The organism is Photobacterium sp. (assembly GCF_033720175.1).
Lineage (GTDB): Bacteria > Pseudomonadota > Gammaproteobacteria > Enterobacterales > Vibrionaceae > Photobacterium.
Genome location: NZ_JAWWDA010000002.1, coordinates 30,800 through 56,358, shown reverse-complemented (window position 1 = coordinate 56,358; position 25,559 = coordinate 30,800). Strand labels below are relative to the sequence as shown.

The 25,559-nt window shown below is 44.6% G+C and carries 23 protein-coding genes; 19 read left to right on the top strand and 4 right to left on the bottom strand.

Annotation, left to right across the window (positions count from 1 at the left end; all coding sequences use genetic code 11):
• Window positions 1-652 precede the first annotated feature (652 nt).
• From R3289_RS02940 to R3289_RS20520, 5 genes are all read left to right on the top strand, one after another.
• Window positions 653-1,249, top strand: coding sequence for a TetR/AcrR family transcriptional regulator (locus R3289_RS02940; RefSeq protein WP_318923999.1), 597 nt, complete (start codon window positions 653-655; stop codon window positions 1,247-1,249).
• Window positions 1,250-1,384: 135 nt separating this feature from the next.
• Window positions 1,385-2,422 (top strand): NADP-dependent oxidoreductase, encoded by a 1,038-nt coding sequence (locus R3289_RS02935; RefSeq protein ID WP_318923998.1) that lies wholly within the window; start codon window positions 1,385-1,387, stop codon window positions 2,420-2,422.
• Between the two features lie 20 nt (window positions 2,423-2,442).
• A complete protein-coding gene (locus R3289_RS02930) occupies window positions 2,443-3,057 on the top strand; it encodes a glutathione S-transferase (RefSeq protein ID WP_318923997.1) in 615 nt (204 codons plus the stop codon).
• Between the two features lie 52 nt (window positions 3,058-3,109).
• Window positions 3,110-3,766 carry an NAD(P)H-dependent oxidoreductase gene (locus R3289_RS02925; protein WP_318923996.1) on the top strand — a complete coding sequence of 219 codons (657 nt, stop codon included), beginning with the start codon at window positions 3,110-3,112 and terminating at the stop codon, window positions 3,764-3,766.
• Window positions 3,767-4,562: 796 nt separating this feature from the next.
• A complete protein-coding gene (locus R3289_RS20520) occupies window positions 4,563-4,748 on the top strand; it encodes a GreA/GreB family elongation factor (protein WP_413466671.1) in 186 nt (61 codons plus the stop codon).
• 334 nt (window positions 4,749-5,082) lie between these two features.
• Here the strand turns inward: R3289_RS20520 and R3289_RS02920 are convergent, their stop codons facing one another.
• Window positions 5,083-6,834, bottom strand: a complete 1,752-nt coding sequence (locus tag R3289_RS02920) for a diguanylate cyclase (RefSeq protein WP_318923995.1) — start codon at window positions 6,832-6,834, stop codon at window positions 5,083-5,085.
• A 485-nt stretch (window positions 6,835-7,319) separates the two neighbouring features.
• Here R3289_RS02920 and R3289_RS02915 point away from each other — a divergent pair, with 485 nt between their 5' ends.
• Complete coding sequence (locus R3289_RS02915; protein WP_318923994.1) at window positions 7,320-7,703, top strand: VOC family protein; 384 nt, start codon at window positions 7,320-7,322, stop codon at window positions 7,701-7,703.
• Between the two features lie 281 nt (window positions 7,704-7,984).
• Here the strand turns inward: R3289_RS02915 and R3289_RS02910 are convergent, their stop codons facing one another.
• Both R3289_RS02910 and R3289_RS02905 read right to left on the bottom strand, forming a co-directional pair.
• Window positions 7,985-9,004, bottom strand: coding sequence for an AraC family transcriptional regulator (locus tag R3289_RS02910; RefSeq protein WP_318923993.1), 1,020 nt, complete (start codon window positions 9,002-9,004; stop codon window positions 7,985-7,987).
• Between the two features lie 64 nt (window positions 9,005-9,068).
• Window positions 9,069-10,478, bottom strand: a complete 1,410-nt coding sequence (locus tag R3289_RS02905; protein ID WP_318923992.1) for a hypothetical protein — start codon at window positions 10,476-10,478, stop codon at window positions 9,069-9,071.
• Between the two features lie 661 nt (window positions 10,479-11,139).
• Here R3289_RS02905 and R3289_RS02900 point away from each other — a divergent pair.
• The 13 genes from R3289_RS02900 to glgB all read left to right on the top strand — a co-directional run bounded on the left by R3289_RS02900 (window position 11,140) and on the right by glgB (window position 24,309).
• Window positions 11,140-11,655 (top strand): lipocalin family protein, encoded by a 516-nt coding sequence (locus R3289_RS02900; protein ID WP_318923991.1) that lies wholly within the window; start codon window positions 11,140-11,142, stop codon window positions 11,653-11,655.
• A 199-nt stretch (window positions 11,656-11,854) separates the two neighbouring features.
• Window positions 11,855-13,243, top strand: coding sequence for a F0F1 ATP synthase subunit beta (atpD, locus tag R3289_RS02895; protein ID WP_318923990.1), 1,389 nt, complete (start codon window positions 11,855-11,857; stop codon window positions 13,241-13,243).
• A 53-nt stretch (window positions 13,244-13,296) separates the two neighbouring features.
• On the top strand, window positions 13,297-13,644 hold the full coding sequence (locus tag R3289_RS02890; protein WP_413466659.1) for a F0F1 ATP synthase subunit epsilon: 348 nt from the start codon (window positions 13,297-13,299) through the stop codon (window positions 13,642-13,644).
• A gap of 4 nt (window positions 13,645-13,648) precedes the next feature.
• Window positions 13,649-13,918 (top strand): AtpZ/AtpI family protein, encoded by a 270-nt coding sequence (locus tag R3289_RS02885; RefSeq protein WP_318923988.1) that lies wholly within the window; start codon window positions 13,649-13,651, stop codon window positions 13,916-13,918.
• Between the two features lie 54 nt (window positions 13,919-13,972).
• Window positions 13,973-14,620 carry a F0F1 ATP synthase subunit A gene (locus R3289_RS02880; protein ID WP_318923987.1) on the top strand — a complete coding sequence of 216 codons (648 nt, stop codon included), beginning with the start codon at window positions 13,973-13,975 and terminating at the stop codon, window positions 14,618-14,620.
• Window positions 14,613-14,879: an ATP F0F1 synthase subunit C gene (locus tag R3289_RS02875; RefSeq protein WP_318923986.1), complete on the top strand. Its 267-nt coding sequence runs from the start codon at window positions 14,613-14,615 to the stop codon at window positions 14,877-14,879. Before R3289_RS02880 ends, R3289_RS02875 begins: the two co-directional genes overlap by 8 nt.
• Before the next feature lie 50 nt (window positions 14,880-14,929).
• Window positions 14,930-15,679, top strand: a complete 750-nt coding sequence (locus R3289_RS02870; RefSeq protein ID WP_318923985.1) for a F0F1 ATP synthase subunit delta — start codon at window positions 14,930-14,932, stop codon at window positions 15,677-15,679.
• Window positions 15,666-17,180 (top strand): F0F1 ATP synthase subunit alpha, encoded by a 1,515-nt coding sequence (locus tag R3289_RS02865; protein ID WP_318923984.1) that lies wholly within the window; start codon window positions 15,666-15,668, stop codon window positions 17,178-17,180. Before R3289_RS02870 ends, R3289_RS02865 begins: the two co-directional genes overlap by 14 nt.
• Complete coding sequence (locus tag R3289_RS02860) at window positions 17,177-18,034, top strand: FoF1 ATP synthase subunit gamma (RefSeq protein WP_318923983.1); 858 nt, start codon at window positions 17,177-17,179, stop codon at window positions 18,032-18,034. The genes R3289_RS02865 and R3289_RS02860 overlap by 4 nt, the downstream gene beginning before the upstream one ends.
• A 171-nt stretch (window positions 18,035-18,205) precedes the next feature.
• A complete protein-coding gene (locus R3289_RS02855; protein ID WP_318923982.1) occupies window positions 18,206-18,883 on the top strand; it encodes a TIGR00153 family protein in 678 nt (225 codons plus the stop codon).
• A gap of 352 nt (window positions 18,884-19,235) precedes the next feature.
• Window positions 19,236-20,453, top strand: coding sequence for a glucose-1-phosphate adenylyltransferase (gene glgC / locus R3289_RS02850; protein WP_318923981.1), 1,218 nt, complete (start codon window positions 19,236-19,238; stop codon window positions 20,451-20,453).
• Window positions 20,443-21,969 (top strand): glycogen synthase GlgA, encoded by a 1,527-nt coding sequence (gene glgA, locus R3289_RS02845; protein ID WP_318923980.1) that lies wholly within the window; start codon window positions 20,443-20,445, stop codon window positions 21,967-21,969. The genes glgC and glgA overlap by 11 nt, the downstream gene beginning before the upstream one ends.
• Window positions 21,970-22,128: 159 nt before the next feature.
• Window positions 22,129-24,309, top strand: a complete 2,181-nt coding sequence (glgB, locus tag R3289_RS02840) for a 1,4-alpha-glucan branching protein GlgB (RefSeq protein ID WP_318923979.1) — start codon at window positions 22,129-22,131, stop codon at window positions 24,307-24,309.
• 87 nt (window positions 24,310-24,396) lie between these two features.
• Here the strand turns inward: glgB and R3289_RS02835 are convergent, their stop codons facing one another.
• Window positions 24,397-25,533, bottom strand: a complete 1,137-nt coding sequence (locus R3289_RS02835) for an ABC transporter substrate-binding protein (RefSeq protein ID WP_318923978.1) — start codon at window positions 25,531-25,533, stop codon at window positions 24,397-24,399.
• Between the last annotated feature and the right edge of the window lie 26 nt (window positions 25,534-25,559).

Below are 25,559 nucleotides of genomic sequence, written 5' to 3'. Positions count from 1 at the left end.
AGCTGGGTGCCCCCAGCAAGATCTATTCGGCGTCATGTCGCTCCCTAGACCTTTGCAGTTTTCCTTCCTACAAAAAGGAAAACTGCCTAAGTGTTGGCAATTTGATTCACTCAAATCTGCGGCCAATTTATCATATTTTTTGATTAAATCAAAAAATAATTTAATGATTAGCGGTAAATTTGATTTTACTCGTCAATAATTAACCGTGTGAAACAACCACTTTATTACCGATTTTCTAATTTATTTCAGCCTAACAAAAAAATTCAGCACCTGTACATGGCGAGATAAAATACAATCCAACCTATCACCGACAGTCACAAAAATAAAGTAACCCAGTAATAGTAAAAGGCTTTTAATGTGACGCCACGCTACTCACTACGAGTTCTTCCGTGCCACAAAGAAGAGGGATGAGTAACCTTCTGACCACAAAAAAACGGGGGTATCGCCCAGAGGGAAGCCTCAACTTTTTTGAGTCAATTTCAATTAATCACGTAAAATAGAAAAATAGCTTGATGCGCCGTGCAGTCCCAACCCTTTTCAATACGGCCGGGTAAATCCGGAGCAGAAACCAACGGACGCCCAAAACCAATCATATCAGCCCAGCCTTGCTTAATGACTAGACGACTAGTCTATTTTACTCTATCCTTGCACCATGAACACACAAACTAAAGCAACTCGCCAACATATTCTTGATACCGGTTACGACTTGATCGTCGCTAAAGGGTTCTCAAATGTTGGCTTGTCACAACTGCTACAACACGCAGAAGTACCAAAAGGCTCTTTTTATCACTATTTCAAGTCGAAAGAGCAGTTTGGTGAAGCCTTAATCAATGACTATTTTGCCAACTACTCTGGGCGGTTAAATACCCTATTTAGCAGTGAGGCAGGAAGTGCTTACGACCGCCTCATCAGTTATTGGCAGCATTGGCTTGATGATCAACAAGGCACCTGTGGTGCACAAAAATGCTTAGTGGTGAAACTAAGTGCAGAAGTTTCAGATCTGTCTGACTCAATGCGTTTAGCTCTACTGAAAGGCGCCACCCAAATTATTTCGTCTGTCAGCCAGTGTATTGAAGAGGGTAATAGTGACGGCTCTATAAAAGTAAAAAATAGCCAGGAAACGGCTCAGCTACTTTACAGCCTTTGGCTTGGCGCAAGCTTGATGAGTAAGTTAAGTCAAGATCAAACCGGCTTAGAGCAGGCAATGAAAACAACCAAGCAGATCCTGGTTGGCGATCCCGAAAACTAAGATATATCGAATCGTTCGCCCCGTCATTTCGGTGACGGGGATTTTTTCAAACAATGACTAGACGACCGGTCTAATAAAATCATGTCCAGGCTGTCTGATCAACACATTAACAATGGCTCAAATAGGAATTCCCTTATGACAGAGACACAAAGTACCAACTCACGTATTGTTTTAGCTTCACGACCTGTAGGAGCACCTACAGAAAATAATTTTCGCTTAGAGACTGTGGCAAAACCTGTACCCGCCAGCGGTGAAGTGCTGCTTCGCGCTGTGTATCTCTCTCTCGACCCGTACATGCGCGGACGTATGAGTGACGCAAAATCTTACGCTGAACCTCTCGCCGTGGAGGATGTTATGCTTGGATCAACGGTTTGCCAGATAGAACAGTCTAATAACCCAGAATTTGAGGTGGGAGAATGGGTGCTTGCTTATACCGGTTGGCAACAATACGGTCTTTCTGACGGCGAAGGCCTGCTCAAGCTTGGGAAAGAACCGACAGCCCCATCTTATGCATTAGGCATTATGGGAATGCCTGGTTTTACCGCGTATATGGGTTTATTGGACATTGGCCAGCCAAAGCAAGGGGATACGTTGGTGGTGGCAGCAGCCACAGGCCCTGTCGGGGCAACCGTTGGACAAATTGGTAAACTAAAAGGCTGCCGCGTTATCGGTATTGCCGGAGGCGAAGAAAAGTGTCGTTACGCAAAAGAAATATTGGGGTTTGATGAATGTATCGACCACAAGGCAGAAGACTTTGAGCTGCAACTAGCCACAGCGTGTGACAATGGTATTGATATCTATTTTGAAAATGTCGGCGGCAAGGTATTTGATGCGGTTCTGCCACTCCTCAACACAAGTGCTCGCGTACCGGTATGTGGTTTGATTTCCCAATACAACGCGACCTCTCTACCTGAGGGCCCAGACCGCACCTCTATGTTGATGGGCATTATCCTCGCCAAGCGCATTAAGATGCAGGGGTTCATCATTTTTGAAGACTATGCATCCCACTACAATGAGTTTGCTCAAGATATGACTCAATGGATATCTGAAGGCAAAATTCAATACCGTGAGCATTTGGTCGAAGGGCTGGTGAACGCGCCTGAAGCTTTTATTGGCCTATTGGAAGGTAAGAACTTCGGTAAGCTTGTTATCCAAATCAATCAGCCGCTATAAACAGCAAAAGGAACCCTGTAATGATTACCTTACATCATCTTAATAAGTCCCGTTCGAAGCGAATTATCTGGTTATTGGAAGAGTTAGGCGTGAACTACCAAATTACACCTTACCAACGTGATAGTGTTACTTTTCTTGCACCGCCAGAGCTGAAGTCGGTTCACCCCTTGGGTAAATCGCCGGTGATTGAAGACGGGGGGATGGTGATTGCTGAATCAGGTGCAATCACAGAATACCTTATCGATAAATATGGCGCCGAGCGATTGTCCCCAGAGAGAGGTACGCAAGATTACGTCGAGTATTCTCAGTGGCTGCACTTTGCCGAGAGCTCAGCCATTCTTCCGCTACTGCTGAAGATGTTTGTTGTCAAAGATGGCTGCGAAACCAATTTTCTCGCCGGCTATGCCGATACAGAAACGGCAAAAGTGATGAGCTATTTCAACCAGGCGTTACAAGGTAAGCGATATCTGGTGGCAGATAAGCTGACTGGTGCTGACATTATGATGTCTTTTATTGTTGAGATATTGCATAACAGCGGTGCACTAGATAACTTTTCCAATATCGCCGCTTATGCTAAGCAGCTAGAAATCCACCCTCATTATCATAAATCTGACAAGATAGAAGCAAGCTATTAATAGCAGCCTCCTCCATCGCCTTAGGCTGTATAATTATTATTATGGATAGAAAATGACTCACCCAATTATCAATGATTTAAATGCTCGTTACACGACAAAGAGATTTGATTCGTCGAAGAAAATTTCTCAAGAAGACCTCAATGTAATACTGGAAGCTATTCGCTTATCGGCTTCTTCAATAAACTCTCAACCTTGGAAGTTTATTGTTATCGAGAGTGATGAAGCAAAGCAACGTATGCATGATACGTTTATTAATAAGTTTCAATTTAACCAACCACATGTGTTCGGTGCATCACACATTATTCTTTTTGCTCATAACCCTGCATATACACGTGCAAATTATGAAGCTGTTGTTGATAAAGCGATTGAAGACAAGCGTACCAAGGCTGAAGATAAAGAAAGTGCATTCGGTGGTTTTGTATTTGCCGAGATAAATACTGATGAAACAGGTAACACGGAAGTTTGGACTAAAGCACAAACATACATTGCCCTTGGCAATACGCTGCACACTGTTGCTCGTTTAGGTATCGATTCGACAACAATGGAAGGCATTGATAGTGAAATGATTAGTAAGGAATTTGCTAAAGAGCTTGATGGACATGTTTGCCATGTTGCACTTGCCATTGGCTATCGTGACGAGAATATGGACTATAATGCTAAATATCCCAAGTCTCGCTTAGCGATGGAAGATGTCATCGTAAGGCTATAAAATATTTCGGCTTCAGACACTTAATGGAGAAACATCAGTCCATTTCTGATGTTTTTATAAACAGCATAGCGTTAATAGAGGCTATGCTGTTTAATAAAAAACCAGCATCAAACTGTAAAACCCTATCGATTTATTTAAGTTGACCTGAAAATAACAAGCATAATTTCATCCCGTAAAAATAACATCCTGTCTTTATTCAACATCCGTAATGATTCGAAATTCCGGGCGGTTGATCAAGCTTGCTTTGGTATTCCCCCACCTCACTTTGATGTGACTTTCATCGGCAGCCTCGAAGAGGCTATCCGGGGATGCATTGATAGCGACGTGCCTTCTTACGCCCCTTCGTTTCCGAACAGAGCCAACACAATTAGTTACAAATGATTTTTTATTCTGGGAAATCGCTTTAATTTGGCCTTATGCTTCGCTTTAATCTGGGAAATGTTAACTTTATTTTTAAATAAATTTACTCTAAGCATTTTGTGTTTTTCATTATTATTTCATCAATTGCTTTAATTTATATTTTAGGTAGAGTCTGAAGTTGGTCCTGTAAGGCACTAACTCAGTATTTTATGATAATGGGAAATTGGGAATGTTTTTTCGTTTAATTCGGAGTGGAACGACCTCCCTGAAAAGTTTTTTATTAACGAGTGATATAATCACATATCATTCGCCATTGTTTTTGCAAAGTATTTTAGATAAGTATGAGTACTCTAGAGATGTACCATGTAATCATCGAATAGCTATTGGTGACAGAGTTGAATTTGTTAACATTAAAACAAATAAACCATTTTAAGTTATTATTGCTAGCTCTATCCACAACAATCCAAAGCAAGGTTTTATTTCTATTTACTCTTATTTAGGGGGGGCTTTACTTGGGCTTGAATTAAATAACAAATTTAATGTTTTTGTTTTAGGTGAGTTATATCAATTTGAAATAACAAAAATAACACCTGAAAAAACAATTAATAATACAATATTATAAACCTTACAACCATGATATTGAAGGTGTAAAATGAGTAAGAATAAAATGAAGAAACCTCAAGCAACCCTCAAAGAAAAGAGGAAAATAAAGCAGGATAAAGCAATAGAAAAAATAGTAAAAAAGCAACGGAAACGTCGTGACAAATAATGTCAACTTAATTTCCACCCTCCCCTAACATGTCAAAAGGGGGAGGGGTTATTATAACCTTTGTTATTGACCCTTCATCAACCAGATTAAAGATTTTTTATTTCGTGGTTAAGTACAATTCTCATATTATTATCAACAGCCCCGCTCAGCTTGCTATCCAAGCTGCTGATTCCGAATGAGTCAACATTTAACTGATTATTCTATTTCGTCCACAGTGTTTGGCTTGGTAGAGTTTTCCATCACTGCTACTTATTAGCTCCTCAAATGAAGCGGGTGAAACTTCTTTTTGTTCTGTGACACCAAAACTTAACGTAATATGATGATTTTCAATTGCTGGGTTCTCTGATAATGATTGACGAATTTGGTTGAGTCTCAAGATAACTTGTGTAATCTCGATATCGACAAACACTAATGCAAATTCCTCCCCGCCATATCTGGCCACAATGTCGTGCGGTCGCACATGGCTCTTAAAGGTTTCTGCTACGTATATGAGAGTGAGATCTCCAACGTTATGCCCATAGTTATCATTGATATGTTTGAAGTAATCAATATCACACATAACAAATGTGACTGTTTTATGATTCTTTTCTGCATAAGCTAAAGATTCACTAAATATTTGGTTGAACCCTCGTCGGTTATAAAGTCCGGTAAGTTCATCCTTAAGACTCAGTTCTAACAGATCTTGATTTTCACCTTGTAAATAAGAGGTTCTTTGTGCCACTTTTTGTTCAAGGTTTTGCATAATATCAGACAAAATATTGGCCATTTTCTGCAATTCTTGGGCAAGAGAGTTAATCTCAAAGATGTGACTTATTGGTCGAGGAAGCCTCTGAATACTTTCAAGTTTACTGTCATTAGCGGCTAGATTTAGTTGTTGTATAGGCTTGCTAATGTAATGGGCGATGAGTGAACCGACCAAGCCAATACAAACAAAGATGCCGAGTGTAATTGCAGCCAAGGAGTGAGAATACTCTGCTAGTAAATTTTTGTGGTGAGACTCAGGAATAATGATCCCTATCAACCATTTTTTACCATAGGGAAGAGTGATCGGGTGTACACGATATAAGTACAAGTCCCCGTCGACGTCAAAACTATGTTCACCGTTGTCAAGATATTGATTTGCAGTATTAAATAACTTATTTGCGTGGGTAGCTAGCGTGATTCGAGTCACCACACCATCAACGATCTTATAGAGCTCATCCCTTTCAGAGGTTGCGATTAAAGCGCCATCTTCTTCTGCAATAAAAGTATAAGCATTCTCAACGAGGTCGATGGCTTCTAAGTATTCATCCAGCTCGATTAAAGCAATGCTTGCGGCTGCGACTCCCAACAGATCGCCTTGCTGGCTATATATTGGACCAGCTAAACCAATTCCCAGAGTTGGAAACCCGTAATACGGGTGAATTGGACTCCAAGTCATCCCCCGATTTTTCACGGCATCTGTATAAAACGGCCGCGTTCTGGGATCATAACTAAAACTCGGATCGGTTAGAATCTTATCTCCAATAAAGTTAACAGGGTCATACTCAAACCCTTCCATCATGAAAGCTTGATTAACATAGTTTGCTGCAATGTTGTGCCGAATCTCCCCGATAGGGTCTCTTGATGACGCGATATAGCGTCCATCAATAGTCGCAATGGATACAAAAGTCATATGAGGATAAGGAATCGCCTGTTCGTATAACCGACCAGAAACAGCTGTTAGATCATCAAGTCGTGTTGGTTGATAGGAAAAAGCATTGCGGTTAATTTCAACAATAGAACTAAGTGGAGCTGTAAAGTCAGAGATTCGATCATATATTCGACTTTCAACTTCTTGTATGTACTGGGTTCCAATACTGTTGGCGACATTTGATATTGTAACCGTTGAAAATAGATACAAGACGAATCCAGATATCAGCATTAATACAAAAAACGGGCTGATAATCAACCAACGCAACGAACATGTTCCCATTTCTCAGCAGTCCTAGTTTATCCCTGCAGTTTTCCTTGACTACACATTGTAGTGCGTCAAAAAACTGTCAACTTAGCGTCTAATTGAAAGAGCAGGCATAACATCTGATGACCCATATCAACAAATAAAACGCCATATCTTTTCTCCGTTTCTGTTACAACTTCCTCTGTCATGCCGAGTACTCGTACGAATTCAGTCTTGTTGGCGAAGTGATGCTTTACATAAGTTGCCCCCTAAGCTTAATCAATCGACTTAAACTAGCCTTCTGAGACTCAGGGAGCTGTTTTTTTGCTATTTATTCAAATAATGCAATAGCTTAACGCCCACCAGCACACATAATGATAGGTAATAAAGAAGAATAGGCAAGAATAAAATCAATTCACATAGCCATTCTCGTCATTAAAATTTTAACTTTGACTAGGGCGGTAGTATCGTACACCTTCTTCTAGTTGTTAATAGTAAGGATCATTATGTTTAAAGGTATTCATCATGTTGCAATTGTTTGCTCTGATTACGAGGTATCCAAACATTTTTACACTGAAATTATTGGCCTAGAAGTGATCGGTGAAAATTATCGAGAAGATCGTGATTCCTACAAGCTTGATTTGAAGTTGCCGGATGGTAGCCAAATTGAGTTGTTTTCATTTTTAAATTCACCACCAAGACCCAATTATCCTGAAGCCCAGGGACTGAGGCATCTTGCATTCAAAGTTGATTCTGTCGAATCTGTTTCTCAGCATTTACAGGGCTTTAATATTGCCGTTGAACCAATCAGGATTGATGAACTTACCGGTAAAATGTTTACATTTTTCAACGATCCTGATGGATTACCCCTTGAACTGTATGAGCTATGAATATATATGATTATGCAGCCGGGTAAGCACAGACCGAGATTTCCTTCAGCTTTTTAGCAGTGGATCAGTAGTCGTATGGATCTAACATTATCTTATTGTTGAAGAAAGTAGAGAATTGACGCAGGTTGTTGATTATCTATGAAGCTAGATACTAATTCGATGTTTCTGAAAGCCTTTTTATTTCTATATTAGGCCTCATGGCTATTTAACTAATATTTGTTGATAAAACCATATTGGTATTCATGAGGATAAATATAATTATTTTATTTTCGGGTTTTATGTCAGACAGTGCCTTCCCGACGAAATGAAGACGGTGATAATCCTGTGTGTCTCTTGAATGCACGGGTGAAATTTGCTGGGTCACTGTAACCTAGTTTTTGCGCAATATTAATGATACTGATATCTCTATTGAGTAGCGTTATAGCATGCGCTGTTTTTTGCTGCGTTATAATATTCTGAAAAGTGGTGCCATGACATTTAAGTATTCGTTGAATGCTCCGTTTTGAGCAGCCGAAAATATCAGACAAAAAAGATAAATCAAGATCTTCATTTTCAATAAATGTATCTACAGCAACTTTGATCCTATCGAGAGGGTCAGAATTATTTGGGGATATTATCTGACCGATCTTTACTTTTTCAGCGATATCATCAACACTAACTTTAACAGGGATACATCCATACATATGATTATTAAAGACTTTACCAGAACTTGTCATTGTTATGATGCCATGCGGCGGCGCTATGCAGGATGCCAAATACAGAGTTTCAGGTTTCCAATCATCACCGAGAAAACGTCGAATAATATTAATTATTGTTAATGTTCTATGATATTCCCCTTGATACAACCCTTGAATTTTATGTGGAGCCGTTCTTTGATGACAGATATAAAAGGTATCTTTATCGTGCTCTAACCATATATTCAAATGAGAACCGAGAAGACTTTGGTTAGATGATACGAAAATAAATAGATCAAAAAAGCTTACGGACTCCAGTATATTTTCTTTAATAACAGGAGGTAAATGTAAATAGTTATCTGGAACTGGTATCATTATGCCTATATTGTCGACATTAATCGTGTTTGATATTTCATTAATTATATTGTAAATATGAAAAGTTGGAAGATAGCAATTACCATGAATATAATTACGAGTGAGACTGAAGTTACTTAATAACTCTATTTCACTAAAACCGATTTTATTATAGTAATTCAGAAACGGTAATAATGCCAAGGCGTTGGACAAAGGCAGTGCTGAAAGTGATCCGATCATTTCCCATCGCTCTTTATTAGTTTCATCATACATAATATAGCATCAAACCAAGCCCGAATACGATGCCTCGGGCTTAACTATCAATAATTGTTATCGATCAATTATGAGATGAAGATCTGATCATGGTAATATTCTCTCTCGCATTGCCAATAATTTGCTTCTTATCGCCATCGAGTAGGTAAAATGACTTATGCTCATTGTTGAGTATTTTATCAGATGCTTCAATGACGACTTTGCCATTAATCGTATTTACATTATTTAGATAATGAGCGAAGTCTGGAATAGTTACAGCACCAAATGGACTGGATGTTTTTCCTGAAACAAGATTAAATCCGCTGTTTGATACATTATTAGCAGCAATAAACTGATCAGTTTTTTGGTTTAAATAAATATTGCTATCAGTGCTCTTTGCTACTGCTTGGATAGCGCTTATTGATTGCTTCAGATCATTATACAATTTTGCATTGGCTAAATCGGTTACTGTGACTATGACCCACTTTCCTTCATCCCATAAGTATAAGTTAGACTCATTACCATAATCTTCAGAAATAAGCTTGAAAGGTATACCATAGTGACTGATATCATCAAGACCTGGCCATATGCCATAGCTCAATGTAGCTGTTTCAGTATTATTCAGGTTGGTTTCAAGGTTTTGGAGCGCTGAAATAGATGCGGCCTTGACTCGTTGTTTTAGGGTAATATCATAAACAGAGACCGAGCCACCACGTGGTTTTGAAATAATGTATTTGTCACTAAAGAATTGCCATTCTTCTCCCGTTGTATCTGGAAGCGCAACATATTGCCCGGTAGCGCTGTCAAAGATCTTCACCTCGCCGTTTTTATTAACAATAAACTCATGTTCGGCATAGTTTACCTTGGCGGAAACATATGGCTTAAGCAATACTTTTGCGTCTTTGACTATGGTTTGAGCATCGGTATTAAACAATCGGTTCATTGTTGATAAATTGGAAAAACCTGTTGACTTAAATACACTTTCATCTTTACTTAGATCAACTAACTTTTGGTTAGAGTTTCCGATAATGTAATTTCCGGTGTAAGAAAAATTACTATATATACAGATCTTGTTACCAAAAGCGGTATTAACAAACGATTTTGGTAACGATGTAAAGCTGACTAAGCGTCGACTGTCATTAATAGGCTCAACATTAAAGCTAGCGCCATTCAGGTTAACACTTCTATTATCAAGGGCTAATGGCTCAGCTTTACAGCCATCTTTAGCGATTGTATTGGTTGGGATCTTGAAGTCAATAATGTTGTTGTTTTTGTCATAGAATTTTTCAAGCTCGCTAGAATAACCCTCTGTCTTATATGATGTCGTATATTCAATATTTGAATTGAGGAATGCTTCAACAATATTTTCGATATCATAGGATACAGCCTGCGTATCGTCGATGACAACATTTGATTTACCACTGCCACCACCTCCGCAACCAATAAGGGCAGAAGAAATTATAGCGGATAATATGCATGTTCTTAAATCTTTCACTTTTCTTAAACCTTCTATTATTTTTAGAACGACTTCTTAAATCATTATTGGCAGTCTTGTTTAAGACCAAAATTGTAAACGAACGGCACTAGTTGAAAATCAGTCACACATAACATTCAAATTACACGCTTTTAATTAACATTATTTTATAAACAATAATGCCTACCTATATTTGTTGCTTTATATTGTGATTGAGATTCGCATGATGTATTCATCATATATATAAAGTCATTAATATCCTGTCATTTTGCGCCACATCTGCAACTATTGAACACTGTTGTTTTTTATTTTCTTTTTTTAATACAAACTTTGTTTTAGTGCCACTAAATGCACAACATTCAAGACTAAGTATTATCCAGATATAATTATCGATATGCGCAATGTGCGGAGCGAGGCACCGCTAAAAGATCGAACACTAGAGCTTTAGAGCCGAAAATAGGATGCCCAACATTGGACGGACCATACGGGAACAGTGGTATTAAATCACTCAGGAAAAGGTTCAATCCCTCGATTAGAAAGGAAAACATAAAACGTTTAGTTAGAACGGTTTCTAATAAAACAAAGCAAAAAGCATTAAGTGATTTCTTCGTTTATCATAACTATCGTAAAGTGTCCTTCACTTATTGATTATTAGCTTTAGAAATCAGGAGTACCAGAAAACATGAAAAAGATACTGAGCATTATCTCATTGTTGTTTCTAAGTGGCTGCCTTGGTATGCCAGAGCGAGTAACTCCGGTAAATGAATTCGAAATTAATAATTACCTCGGTAAGTGGTATGAAATAGCTCGACTCGACCATTCATTTGAAAGAGGTCTAACAAACGTTACTGCTGAATACAATTTGCGAGAAGATGGTGGTGTTGCTGTTCTTAATCGAGGCTTCTCTGAATCAGAAGGTGAATGGCAAGAAGCAGAAGGAAAAGCGTACTTTGTAAAATCACCGGATGAAGGTTATTTAAAAGTATCTTTTTTTGGTCCGTTCTATGGCTCCTACGTCGTATTCGATTTGGATAAAGAGAATTATCAGTATGCTTTCGTCTCAGGTCCTGACTTGTCGTATTTATGGTTGCTATCCCGAACTCCAGACATCGCACCTGAGATCTTGCAACGATTTATTACCCTGTCTGAAGAATTAGGTTTCGACACAAAAGAACTGATCTTAGTTGAACAGAAATAATACCTGTCCAAGTCACCGAGGGGCTTTAAGCCTCAGTCCCCCAACCCTCTGCAGTCAATAGAATAGTTATAACGTGACACATAAGGTCAACCACACAGGCCATACAGCAATCTTGGGCAATTCTGCTACGATGAGAATATAAAGCATAAAAATACAAGCAAATTAATCGTTCGACACACAATTTGTGGCTGAGGCGTTCATGGTTGAAGCAGAAAGGAAGCCGGTACCTATAGGGGTTATTACTGAGATCCACGGCCCAGTGGCGGTCATCGACTGTGTTAAACTACCGCCTCTGCATCAGGCCTTGTGTGCCAACATTGCTGAAGAAACCTACCTGTTCGAAGTCCACCAACACCTTGATAAGCGCCATATCCGCACCATCATTTTACACCGAAATGCCTCTTTGCACCGGGGCATGACGGTTTATGACACTGGCGCGTCACTCCATGTCCCGGTTACGCCCGACTGCCTCGGACGCTTACTGAATATTTTCGGCGAGCCGCTTGACGGCGGCAGCACGCTTAATACAACGGAATACCGTGACGTCCATAGCAAGCCCGTTCCGATCCATGAGTCTGTGGGAGTCGGCAAAGTGCTAGAGACCGGGATCAAAGTCATCGATCTGCTCTGCCCCTTTATCAAAGGCGGTAAAACAGGGCTGTTCGGGGGGGCAGGCGTTGGCAAGACGGTTCTGATCATGGAGTTTATGCACTCCGTCGCTACACTCCACAAGGGAGTCTCGGTCTTTTCTGGCGTAGGCGAACGGATACGCGAAGGTCATGAGCTTTGGCACGCGATCCGCGACGCCGGGGTATTGCCGCAGACGCTGATGGTATTCGGGCAAATGGATGAGTCGCCGGGCGTCCGCTTCCGAGTCGGGCTTTCGGCGCTGACCTATGCCGAGTATCTGCGTGATGCCCTGAAAAAAGATGTCCTGTTTGTAATGGATAACGTGTTTCGCTTCGTCCAGGCCGGCAGCGAGGTCTCCAGCCTTCTCGGCCGTATGCCGGCGACCGTAGGCTACCAGCCCACCCTGTCGACGGATGTCGCCGAAATGCAAGACCGGATCCTTTCGACCCACAACGGTTCAATCACCTCAGTACAGGCGGTTTATGTACCTGCCGATGATATGGCAGATCCGGCAGTCAGCACTATCCTCAGCCACTTAGATAGCACCGTGATCTTGTCGCGAGCCCAAGCCAGTAAAGGTATCTATCCCGCGGTTGATGTCTTGCAGTCAAGCAACAAGCTGATGGATCGCCATACCCTCGGACCACGCCATTACAGCATTGCAGAAGGTGTTCGGGAACACCTGGCCCGCTACCATGAGCTGGAGGACATTATCACGATGCTAGGGGTAGAAGAGCTCTCGGTTGCCGATCGTAAAATCATCATGCGGGCACGCAAGCTTCAACGTTATCTGACTCAACCTTTCTGGACGACAGCCGTCCACTCCGGGATCCCCGGCGTGTCGGTACCGCTGGAATCGACGCTTACCGACTGCGAGAATTTCCTGCTTGGTCACTACGATGAGATCCCCGAAGAGCGCTGTTATATGCGGGGCGTGATGGAGGATTTGGTACGGTGAAGGCATTTAGGCTCCAGCTACAGGACGCCACTCATTCCGAGGAAATAGCGGATGTGTCCTCTTTTGTTGGTGAAGACGCCTCCGGCAGTTTCGGAATACAGGCAGATCACGCGCGTTTCATGACGATTATGTCGATCGGGATAACGAAGTACCGAATCGGCAGCGGTCGCTGGAAATACCTGGCTGTACCTGGCGGTGTTATCTATTTTCACCACAACATACTCACATTGTGTACCTACCGCTATCTGCTGGACGATGACTACATGCGCTTAAGCCAGGCTCTACAACAACAACTGCTCGCAGAGGAAGAGATGTTACAGAAGCTCAAAGAAAGCCTTCATCATATGGAAGAGGAAGTGTTCAAGCGGTTTTGGGAAATTGGCAAAAAAGAGTCGGTTTAATACTATGCCCAGACTTAATGGTTTGAAAGAAAAAATAGAACGTCAGGCAAACCGCATGAAGAAAGCGGAGCGCGAGCGAGAGACGCTTATCGGTCAGACCATCTACATTGGTACCTTAGGTCTGCTTCTTGTGTTGCCCATTGTTGGTGGGGCCTATCTGGGCCATTGGCTAGACGGCATGATGGACGGTTACTCTATTCGCTGGACAACCAGCCTGATCCTGCTCGGCGTAATGCTGGGAGCAGTAAACGTCTATCTTTTTATAAAGGAATAGTGCCATGAACAAAGAGAGCTTACCGGCACCAACCGACTTCATGCTGCGCTTGGTATGATAGACAGCACGGTAGTCACAACATGGATAATCATCGGCGTCGTATGGCTGCTCGCCTGGTTATTATCGCGCCGGTTATGTGTCAGTCCCGGACTGGTGCAAACCGCCGTTGAAGGCATCATCGTCAGTATTGAGGATGCTATTGCGGAGGTCGCACCTGAACACGCCCGACGCCTGATGCCATTCATTGGCAGCCTTTGGGTATTCCTGGCTATCGCCAATCTCAGCGGACTCATCCCGGGGGTCCATTCCCCGACACGTGACCTGTCGGCGACTTCCGCGCTGGCAATTATCGTCTTCCTCTCAACACACTGGTACGGCATCCGGCTTCAGGGCCTGAAGCGCTACCTGATCCATTACATCACACCCAGTCCAATCCTGTTGCCGTTTCACCTCATCGCGGAAATCACCCGTACAGTGGCTCTGGCGGTGAGGCTGTTTGGCAACATGATGAGCCTGGAAATGGCAGCCTTAATGTTTCTTATGGTGGCGGGATTCCTGGCACCGGTGCCAATCCTGATGCTTCACATCATCGAAGCGCTGGTACAGGCCTACATCTTCGGCATGCTTGCACTCATTTATGTCGCCGGCGGTCTGCAATATCAACACCAGCGGCAGCAACAAGAAGGAAAATCGAATGCCTGATTTATCTATCTTCGTCACGTCATCGACCGCTGCAGCAATATTCGGTATATCACTGGGTGTCATGATGCCGGCGGTTGCGATGGGGTGGGCTGTCAGCCGAGCCATGGATGCATTAGCGCGTCAACCCGAGGCGGAGAAAGCAATAATGCGCACCCTCTTCATCGGCTTGGCCATGATTGAGTCACTCGCGATATACGTACTCGTTATCGTGCTGATCGTATTGTTCCGAAATCCGCTGCTGGAATACCTTATTAAATAGGTCAAGCAGGCAACGACGTTGATAGCACGCCACCATGAAGGAGTGATGTTGTGGAGTTTAGCTGGTCTACTTTCCTGCTGGAGATCATCAATTTCCTGGTTTTGGTCTGGATTCTCAAGCACTTTCTTTTTAAACCGGTTATGGCGGTGATCACCCAGCGTCGTACCAGTATTGAGGAACAACTCGCCGAGTCCCAGCGCCTTAATGATGAGTCCACAGTATTAAAAAAAGAATATAAAAACCGCCTGGCGAATTGGGAGCATGAGTGTCAGTTGGCACGAACCGAGTTGATGGAGGAGCTTAACGCCGAGCGGATATCTAAGTTAAATCTGCTGAGACAGACACTTGAACAGGAAAGAGAAAAAGCCAAGGTAGCCGAATCTCGCCAACGGATGGAAGCCACTCGTGAGATAGAGTACCAGGCATTACAGCAGAGTGCGCAGTTCGCCACCGCCCTGCTCAGTAGAGCCTCCGGGCCCGAACTGGAAGCACGTCTGCTGGATATATTGCTGAACGATTTATCCACACTCTCCCGTGACGATACCGCCGCCCTGCGGCTGCAATGGGGGGAGTTACCTGAATCGATTACGATCACCAGCGTGTACCCATTACCCGAGAACAAGCGGCAACAGCTGGAGAGCGTGATCGCAACCATCACCGGATTATCAGTACCGGTACATTATGACCAGGATCCTGAGCTGTTGGCGGGATTGCGAATCACTATCGGCGCCTGGAGATTACATGCCAATGTACAGGATGACTTAAAAGGTTTTGCGGAATTTGCCTATGCCAGTAAATGAATACGAACTCAGCAGTCCGCTTTCGCAGCAAGCCGAGTGGCTCAAGGATTTTCGATCGGGCTTGCGCATCGAGGAGCGTGGCATCGTGCTATCGGTCGGTGATGGCATCGCAAGGATCACAGGGCTTCCTTCGGCGGCAATGGACGATATCCTCACCTTGGAGGACGGTAGCCGAGCAATGGTCTTTGATCTGACCGACGATCAGGTCGGCGCCGTTTTATTGCATGAAACAAAAAACCTGACCTCGGGTACGCCGGTCCACCGTGCCTGCCACTCTTTAAGCGTACCTGTCGGTGACGGATTACTCAGCCGGGTCGTCGATCCGCTGGGCATCCCGCTTGATGGCAAAGCCGCGTCGAACGCTTCAGCATGGCAGCGTATCAATAGCGTTTCCCCGCCCATTATCAGCCGCGACTTTGTTCATTCGCCTTTGTATACGGGGATCAAGATCATTGATACATTGATCCCCATCGGCAAGGGGCAACGCCAGTTACTCATTGGAGACGAAGGTCTGGGCCGAAGTGCACTCGCGCTGGATACGTTGATTAACCAACGCAATAAAAATGTACGCTGCGTCTATGTACTCATCGGTCAGAGACGCTCTACCGTGATCAATACCATCGACATTCTGCGCGAATATGGGGCGCTGGACTATACAACAGTGGTGGTTGCAGAGGCGAGCAGCCTGCCCGGCTTACAACACCTGGCGCCATTTTCCGGTTGCGCAATTGCCGAGTTTTGGATGCAGCAAGGCCACGACACGCTGGTGGTGTATGACGATCTCAGTACTCACGCTAAGATATACCGCGAGCTGTCGCTGCTTTTGCGGCGGCCACCGGGACGAGAAGCCTATCCCGGCGACATTTTCTCGATACATGCCCGACTGCTGGAACGCACCACCTGCCTGAGTCCGGCACATGGCGGCGGCAGCATGACCGCTCTGCCTATTGTCGAAACCCAGCAGGGAGAAATCGCCGGCTATATCCCCACCAACCTGATCTCGATAACAGACGGCCAGATCTACCTTGAACGCAACCTGTACACCGGCGGCTTCCGTCCTGCGATCGATATTGCCCGTTCGGTTTCTCGTATTGGCGGACAAGCACAGCACCCTCGCATCAAGGAGGAAGCGGGGAGTATGAAACTACATTACCTGCAGTTCCTCGAGCTGGAGAGCTTCACCCGCTTTGGCGCTCGCCTGGAGGCCTCCATGGAAGCGGCGATTGAACGCGGCCTGATATTAAGAGAGATCCTCAAGCAAGAACAATTCTCACCGCTCGATGAAGCTTCTCAACTGGCATGGCTCGTGGCTTTTAACGATGGTCATTTCAATCATATCGAGCGGAAAAAAATTCGCTCACTTCTTGATATCCTCGAGCACCAGGCACAAAAAACCAGCCTGACGCTTGACAGCCCGAGGGACAAATGGAGCCATGCGGTAACCGATTGGCTGTCATCCGCCACAACCGATCAGGTAAACGCCGAGGAAAATGCCCGATGACTCGACGCCAAGACTTACAACATCATCGCCATAGCCTGCACGAGATCAGAAATATTCTGAACGCCATGAAAACTCTGGCCTACATGGAAAGCCGCAAGCTCAGCACGTTTCTTGATTCTCAGCACAAGGTCGTTGAAGGTTTAACGGAAGTGGCCGCCGACTTTATTAGCTTTCACCCCGAAGCACTGCCAGAAACCATGGAGGCGACCCCGGTCTACCTTCTGATCGGAACCGAGCGGGGCTTCTGCGGTGATTTCAACCAAGCCGTAATACGTCATACTGAGCAGTCTTTAAAGGCCCACCCGAGCATGCAGCCAACCTTAATTGTGGTCGGACGCAAGCTTTACAACCTAATGCAAGACGATATGCACGTCTTTGCCCGAATTGATGGCCCGAGCGTCGTGGAGGAAGTACCCGCCATTCTCGACCGTGCCGTGGAAGCTCTCGCTGACTTGCAGGCGCAACACACGGTAATAAGTTTGTATAGTGTTTACCATAGTGGCGAGGAAGGTATAGTCACGAAAAAATTATTACCGCCTTTTGAGCATAACCGGCAGCAATCTCCGCGCTTTCCGTATCCGCCGATACTCAACCTCCCCCCCAAAAGGTTTCTGTTCGATCTGACCGAACAGTATCTTTTTGCTGCTTTGCATGAATTGCTCTATACCTCTTTGATAGAGGAAAACCACCGTCGCATGATACATCTTGAAGGCGCAGTCAAGCACCTTGACAATCTATCTGATGAACTGACCCAGCAATTTAATGTCCTGCGCCGGGAAGAGATCATCGAAGAAATTGAGGTCATTTTGCTTAATACCGGTAATCTTGATGATGATTGGCATAAACGAAAATAAGTTATTCTTAATACAACAAAGTTGTAAAATAATAACATTACCGAGAACCAGATATATAATTAGGACTGAAGGCCAATGTTTTGTTTACAATCTAATTTATAAGCTAACGTGTTCTCATCATGCAACAGTCTGAAATTTGAACATGAAGCTATCACTTCGTTGGATCACACTATGACAAGAAATTTGATACTGGATGTCTTTGCTAAATCGCCACTGAAACCATTAGAGAAGCATATTCGACTGGTTACTCAATGTTGTCATCAATTAAAACCATTTTTCCATGCTTGTGTCGAGAATGAGTGGGGAAAGGCCGAAGAGATCCGCAAGCAGATATCGGAACTAGAGAAAGAGGCCGATCGGTTAAAGCGCGAAATCCGTCTTGAATTACCCAATAATTTTTTCATGCCGGTACAACGTACCGATGTGCTTGAACTGCTGACTCAGCAGGATAAGATTGCCAACAAAGCCAAAGATATTTCAGGCCGGGTAATCGGCCGTAAGTTACAAATCCCCAACGAACTATCTAAACAGTTTTTTGATTACTTAAGCCTCTGCATTGATGCGGCCGAAAAAGCCGCCGATGCGATCAACGAACTTGATGACTTGTTAGAAACGGGTTTTAAGGGTCGCGAAGTGGATCAGGTTGACAAAATGATCAATCAGCTCGATACAATTGAAGATGGCACCGATTCTATGCAAATTGAGTTGCGCCGTTCTTTATTGGCAATAGAAGCCGATTTAAATCCCATTGATGCCATATTTTTATATCAAATTATCGAATGGGTCGGCGAACTTGCCGATTTAGCCGAACGTGTTGGTGCACGTTTAGAAATCATGCTGGCTCGGTAATATTGTTTACCGCTTGTAAATAATGAATAACTGCGAGCTAAAAGTACAGTTCCGACCATCTGCGATACCTCTGACCCACCGCTTCCCCAAAGCCAATAAACACTTTATTTTATCCTGTTAGCGTCATTTTACCCATCATAGACTCTGGGCCTTAAGATCGTTTGTTATAGACTCATTAGTCATGGCTAAAAATGTGAAGAATTTGCATAAAGAATATAACCTGTGATGTAGGTATACATGACTTCACCTTTATTAATTTTACAGTTCAAATTAAATACACCATATGATATAAACCAATATGATGTATACGAATTGCGCATGCATTAACGGCATAGTAATAATGGAGTATAGGATGTCTGGCGTTTTAGGAATGATACTGGCTGGCGGCGAGGGGTCTCGATTACGCCCTTTGACGGATAAACGGACTAAACCTGCGGTTCCATTTGGCGGGAGTTACCGGCTTATCGATTTTGCATTAAACAACTTTGTGAATGCCGATATTCTGAAGATATATGTACTGACTCAATTTAAGTCTCAGTCATTGTATGTCCACATGAAAAAGGGATGGAACCTGACAGGTATCACCGACCGTTTTATTGACCCGATCCCGGCACAAATGCGAATGGGCAAGCGCTGGTATGATGGCACAGCGGATGCTATTTATCAGAATATTGGTTTTATTGAACTGGCTGAACCGGACCAAGTCTGTATCTTTGGTAGTGATCACATCTATAAAATGGATGTGAAACAAATGCTGGATTTCCACAAAGAAAAAGAGGCTGAACTGACAGTTTCTGCCTTGCGTATGCCTCTTCACGAAGCCAGTGCCTTTGGTGTTATTGAAGTCGATGAAAAAGGCTGCATGATTGGTTTTGAAGAAAAACCCGCCAAACCAAAATCTATTCCGGGTGATCCTGGTCATGCCTTGGTTTCAATGGGGAATTATATTTTCAATACTGACACCTTGTGCGCCGAATTAAATGAAGATGCGGCTAACGAAAATTCCAGCCATGACTTTGGTAAAGACATTATTCCTAAGTTATTTCCGCTGGGAAAAGTGTTTGTTTATGATTTCAATTCAAACATTATCCCTGGTGAGAAAAGTAATGGCTACTGGCGTGATGTCGGTACCATCGAAGCCTACTGGCAAGCACATATGGATCTGCTTTCTGAAGATGCCCCTTTTTCGTTGTATAACCGCCAATGGCAGCTCCATACTCATTATCCTCCATTGCCACCCGCGACAATTCTCGATACCGAAAATTGTAAGATAGATATTAATAACTGCATGATTTCAGCCGGTAGCTATATTCGAGGCGCTAAAATTTATCAATCAGTACTAGGCTTCCGCACCAATGTTGATCACAACAGCACAATTTCTGAATCTGTCCTTTTGGGTGATGTAAAAATAGGTGCAAACTGCATAATCCGTCGTGCGATTATCGATAAAGATGTGCAGATTGCCCCGGGTACGGTGATTGGTGAGGATCTTGAAGAAGATAAAAAGAAATATCACGTATCTGACGACGGTATTGTTGTGATCCCGAAAGGAGCGAAAATTGGCTACTAAAAAGAAAGTAATACCAACAGCGCCGCTCAAGGTTTTATTTGTTTCATCTGAAGTAGAGGGGCTGGTGAAAACCGGCGGCCTTGCCGATGTCGCTAAATCGTTGCCGGCCGCTTTAAAGCAGATGGGGCACGATGTTCGAATTGTCATGCCGTTTTATAAGACCGTTACAGAACGTGACCAGGCGGTTTCGTTACTTACAACAGCACTATACGTAGAATCGCAGCCTGCTGCCGTTGAGTATCAGATCATGCAATTGAAAAGTGGTGATGTGCCCGTTTATGCGCTGGATGCACCACAATACTTTGATCGCCCTGAATTGTATGCCGAAAATAATCAGGCATACCCAGACAATGGTGAGCGCTTTGCCTTCTTGAGTGCAGCGGCGCTGGATATGTGTGAAAAAGTCGACTTTCAGCCAGACATTATTCACTGTAACGACTGGCATGCCGGCCTGGTGCCGTTTTTACTAAAAACCCGTTATGCCCAGAGTGATTTTTTTGCTAATACGAAGAGTGTGCTCACTGTTCATAATGCGGTATTTAAAGGTATTTTCAATTACGACCAGTATCGCCTGATCCCAGAATTGATCCAGCACCGTTACATTAATGCTGAAATAGATCCCTCCCATATCAGTATGCTAAAAGCGGGTGTCGCTTATGCTGATAAAGTGAATGCGGTGAGCCCTAACTATGCCTCAGAATTGCTGACTCATCTCGGCTCACACGGTATGGAGGCTGACTTCCAAAACCGAATCCGTGATTTATCTGGCATTGTAAATGGCTGTGATTATGCCGATTGGAATCCGGAAACCGATCCTTATATCAAGCAAAAATTCAAAGCAAATAAAATCAGCCTCGCTCGGGGCAAAAAGGCCTGCAAAAAAGACTTGCAGCAACAGGTGGGTTTGCCGGTTGTTGATCTACCTGTGTACGGCATGGTGTGTCGCCTGACCGAACAAAAAGGTATCCAGTATCTGATCCCGATATTAAACGACTTCCTGGTCAATGAGGTTCAGGTCGTTATTGTCGGAACCGGCGATCCGGCCTTGGCGTCGGCTTTACGTCAAATTAGCGAAGCGCATGCCGATCAATTCGCGTTTGTTGAGGCATACAGCAACCCATTGGCTCACTGTATTACCGCCGGGGCTGACTTTTTTATGATGCCTTCTGAATTTGAGCCTTGCGGCCTGAATCAAATGTACAGCTTGGCGTATGGTACATTGCCCGTCGTTCGCGGTGTTGGCGGACTGATTGATACCGTTATTGACTATGACGACAAGCCTCAGGTCGCGACCGGATTTATCTTTAGCGATCCGACCCCAGAGGCTCTGTTGATTAAACTGCAACGTAGCCTTCTGCTCTACTGCCAAAAGCCACAGGAATTTAAACGCTTGCAACAAAATGCAATAGCCTGCCAGTTCAGCTGGCAGGAATCGGCACAGCAGTACCTTGAGATGTACCTTGATGGTCGCGGATTGCCATCCGCTACAGCTACAGAGTCTGTATCCGGCGTTTAATCAGCCGTTCTAACCTCGAAAGCCCGCATATTAGGGCTTTTCGGAGGTCCATTGCCGCTTTAGATGATGTCTTTGTCCATCAGGAAATTATCGATTTGACACCACACTTAGCAGAAGTGCGAGCAAAAGCTCTTCAATGATTAAATAAGGAGTACTTCGTTGAACAGAGAAATACAGGGTGAAAAGGAATACCGCCAGCTAGAGAGAGCCGCATTTTCAGATCCCTTTTCCTTTCTAGGGCCACAATACCATTCTGAAGAGATCTCACTTCGGGTATGGATGCCAGGAGCTGAAAAGGTTGAGGTAGAGCTCGAATATGGCGAACGCTTCACGATGGAACGTGAATCCGCCAGTGGTTTTATCCTGAAAGAAAAAACAGACCTGACCACGGCAAATTATCAGCTGCAGGTGTGTTGGCCGGACGGCCAGCAATCGATTAATGACCCGTATCAGTATCATCGTATTTTGCCTTCTGACCAGGCACTTTTCACCCCGTCACAGATGTACAAAGAAATGGGTGCACAACTCATCACACTGGAAAAAGCTGGCCAGCGGGTGTCAGGTGTTCGTTTTCTGGTTTTTGCACCCAATGCTTCTGCTGTCAGTGTCGTCGGTGAATTTAATGGCTGGGATGGCCGCCGCCATCCCTTGCAACGCATGGCTCATGGCCTGTGGGGATTATTCATTCCCGGGCTTGCCGAGGGTGAGTGTTACAAGTTTGAGCTGAAAGACCGTGCTGGCAATGGCCTGCCCCATAAAGCCGATCCATGGGGTTACCATGCCGAGCAGTACCCGTCTTTCTCGTCGCTTGTTTTTGATCAGGCCAAGTACCAGTGGCAAGATCAGGCATGGCAAACCCGGGAAGTCACATCAAAGCACCAACAGCCGCTGTCTTTCTATGAACTGCATGTCGGGTCATGGCGCAGGAATGAACACGGTGAATTTCTGACTTACCGGGAGTTGGCGCAACAGCTGATCCCTTATTTAACCGATATGGGGTATACCCATATTGAACTGATGCCGGTGTCAGAGTATCCGTTTTATGGCTCTTGGGGTTATCAACCGATAGGCCTGTTTGCTCCTACCAGCCGCTTTGGCTCACCGGATGATTTCAAGTTTTTTGTTGATCAGTGTCACCAGGCCGGTCTGGGTGTGGTGCTTGACTGGGTGCCGGCACATTTTCCCTCCGATGATCACGGTTTGGCAAACTTTGACGGTACCGCGTTATTCAATGACCCGGATCCGCGGCGTGGCTGGCATCAGGACTGGAGCAGCTATATCTACGATTATAGCCGGGATCATGTCCGCCGCTTCCTGGTATCGAATGCGCTGTACTGGTTTGAGCATTTCCATATTGATGGCTTGCGGGTCGATGCGGTTGCCTCCATGCTTTATCACGATTATTCCCGTAAGCACGGTGAATGGATCCCCAACCAGGATGGCGGTAATGAAAACTATGATGCCATCAGCCTGCTGAAGTGGATGAATGAAGAAGTGTATCGCCATTATCCCAATGCGATGACCATTGCCGAAGAGTCTACGGCTTTTCCCGGTGTGTCCAAACCAACGACAATGGGTGGTTTGGGCTTTGGCTTTAAGTGGAATATGGGGTGGATGCACGACAGTCTGTCATACATCAAAGAAGAACCGATTCACCGCAAATACCACCACAATACCATCACCTTCCCCATGATTTACGCATTCAGTGAGAATTACGTTCTGTCGCTTTCTCACGACGAAGTGGTGTACGGCAAAGGATCGATGCTGAATAAAATGCCGGGGGATGAGTGGCAGAAAACCGCCAACCTGCGTGCCTATATGGGGTATATGTATGGCCAGCCGGGGAAAAAGCTGAACTTTATGGGAACCGAAATTGCCCAGAGTGCCGAGTGGAACCACGACAGTCAGCTTGAGTGGCACTGGCTGCAGTATCCTCGCCATCGAGGGGTGCAAACTTTAGTGAGAGACCTAAACCGATTGTACACCAGTGTTCCGGCACTGTATGAGCTCGACTGTTTGCCGGAAGGTTTTCAATGGCGAGTGCAAGATGATGCCGAGCAAAGCGTACTGGCCCATGAGCGTTTCGCGCTCAATGGCGACAAAGTGCTGGTGATCAGTAACTTCACGCCAGAACCGCGCAACGGTTATACCCTGGGTGTGCCAGAGAAAGGGCAATACCGTCTCGTACTCAATACGGATGCCACCTGCTACTGGGGCAGCGGTTATGCCGTCGATGAATGTATTGAAGCGGTGGAAGAGCCAAGTCATGGCCTGCCGTATTCCGTCAAGGTGACTTTACCGCCGTTATCAACCCAATTTTTGGTCTTTAGCAAAAACTGAATGTCGAATAAAGAGTCAAGTTAAAGCCAGTGGAGCAATCCGCTGGCTTTTTCAAACACTGCAAAAAGAGTGTGTGACCGTGAGACGTCAGGGCTCAACCCGCATACTGAATGAAAATTCGCCTTGTTTGACCTCAAGCAGCACAGCGCTTTTGATCGGGTCACCGGAATCACGAAACTTAATTTTCCCGGTAACACCGTTATAAACGTCGAGGTTGTTAAGCGCATCGCGGATCCCTTCTGGTTCAACCCCGCCATAACGTTTCGCGGCCTCGAATAACATCCCGAAGGCATCATAAGTCAGGGCGGCCACATCGTCAGGCTCCCTGTTGAACGCTTGACGATAACGCGCCCTGAAGTTCATCGTCTCGTCATTGGAAGTATCAACGGCATAATGGGTGCTGAAAAAAGCGCCCTCAATCGCATCACGCTGAATTGCCGGTATCTGAGTCCAGCTATCACTACCGAGCAATTGGGCGCTTATTCCCATCTTTCTTGCCTGACGGGCCTGGCCTGGCACTTCATTGTAGTAATTGGGCAGAAACAGCACCTCGGGTTCGGCGGCCTGAATCCGGCGTAACTGCTTAGTAACATCCTCGGTGTCGCGGGTATAGAACTCAAAGGCGACGATCCCGCCTCCCAGTGCCTTAAAAGCAGTTCTGAAAACCTCTGCCAGATTACGGTTGTACTCACTGGAGATATCATACAGCACGGCTGCCTTTTTATACCCCAGTTCATCGTAGGCAAAACTTGCCATCACCTGGCCCTGAAAAGTATCAACAAAAGCGACACGATAAACCCAGCTTTTATCCCGGGTTGTTTCCGGATTCGTCGACCAGGGACTGATCATAGGGATCCGGGCGTACTCGGCATATCTTGCTGCAGGGATCGCGTTACGGCTGGCCTGAGGACCAACAATGGCGCTGACGTTTTGCTGATTGATCAATCGCAGAGCAGCACTGATAGCCTGCTCGGCCTTATCCTCATTATCTTCAATCAGCAGTTCCACCCGGTAGCGTTGATTGTCAATGATCAGACCGCCGCTGTCGTTGACTTCCTGCACAGCCAGTTGCGCAGCTTCTACCGTGGCCAGTCCTACTTCCGGAATATGACCGCTTATCGGCGCGATCAAGCCAATCCTGAACTCCCTGACTCTGGATTGCCGATCGTTACAACCGCTCAAAAAAAGGCTGGCAAGCATCAGCAAGGTAATCATTAACTTCATGTAAGTATCCTTCATTCAAGCCCTGC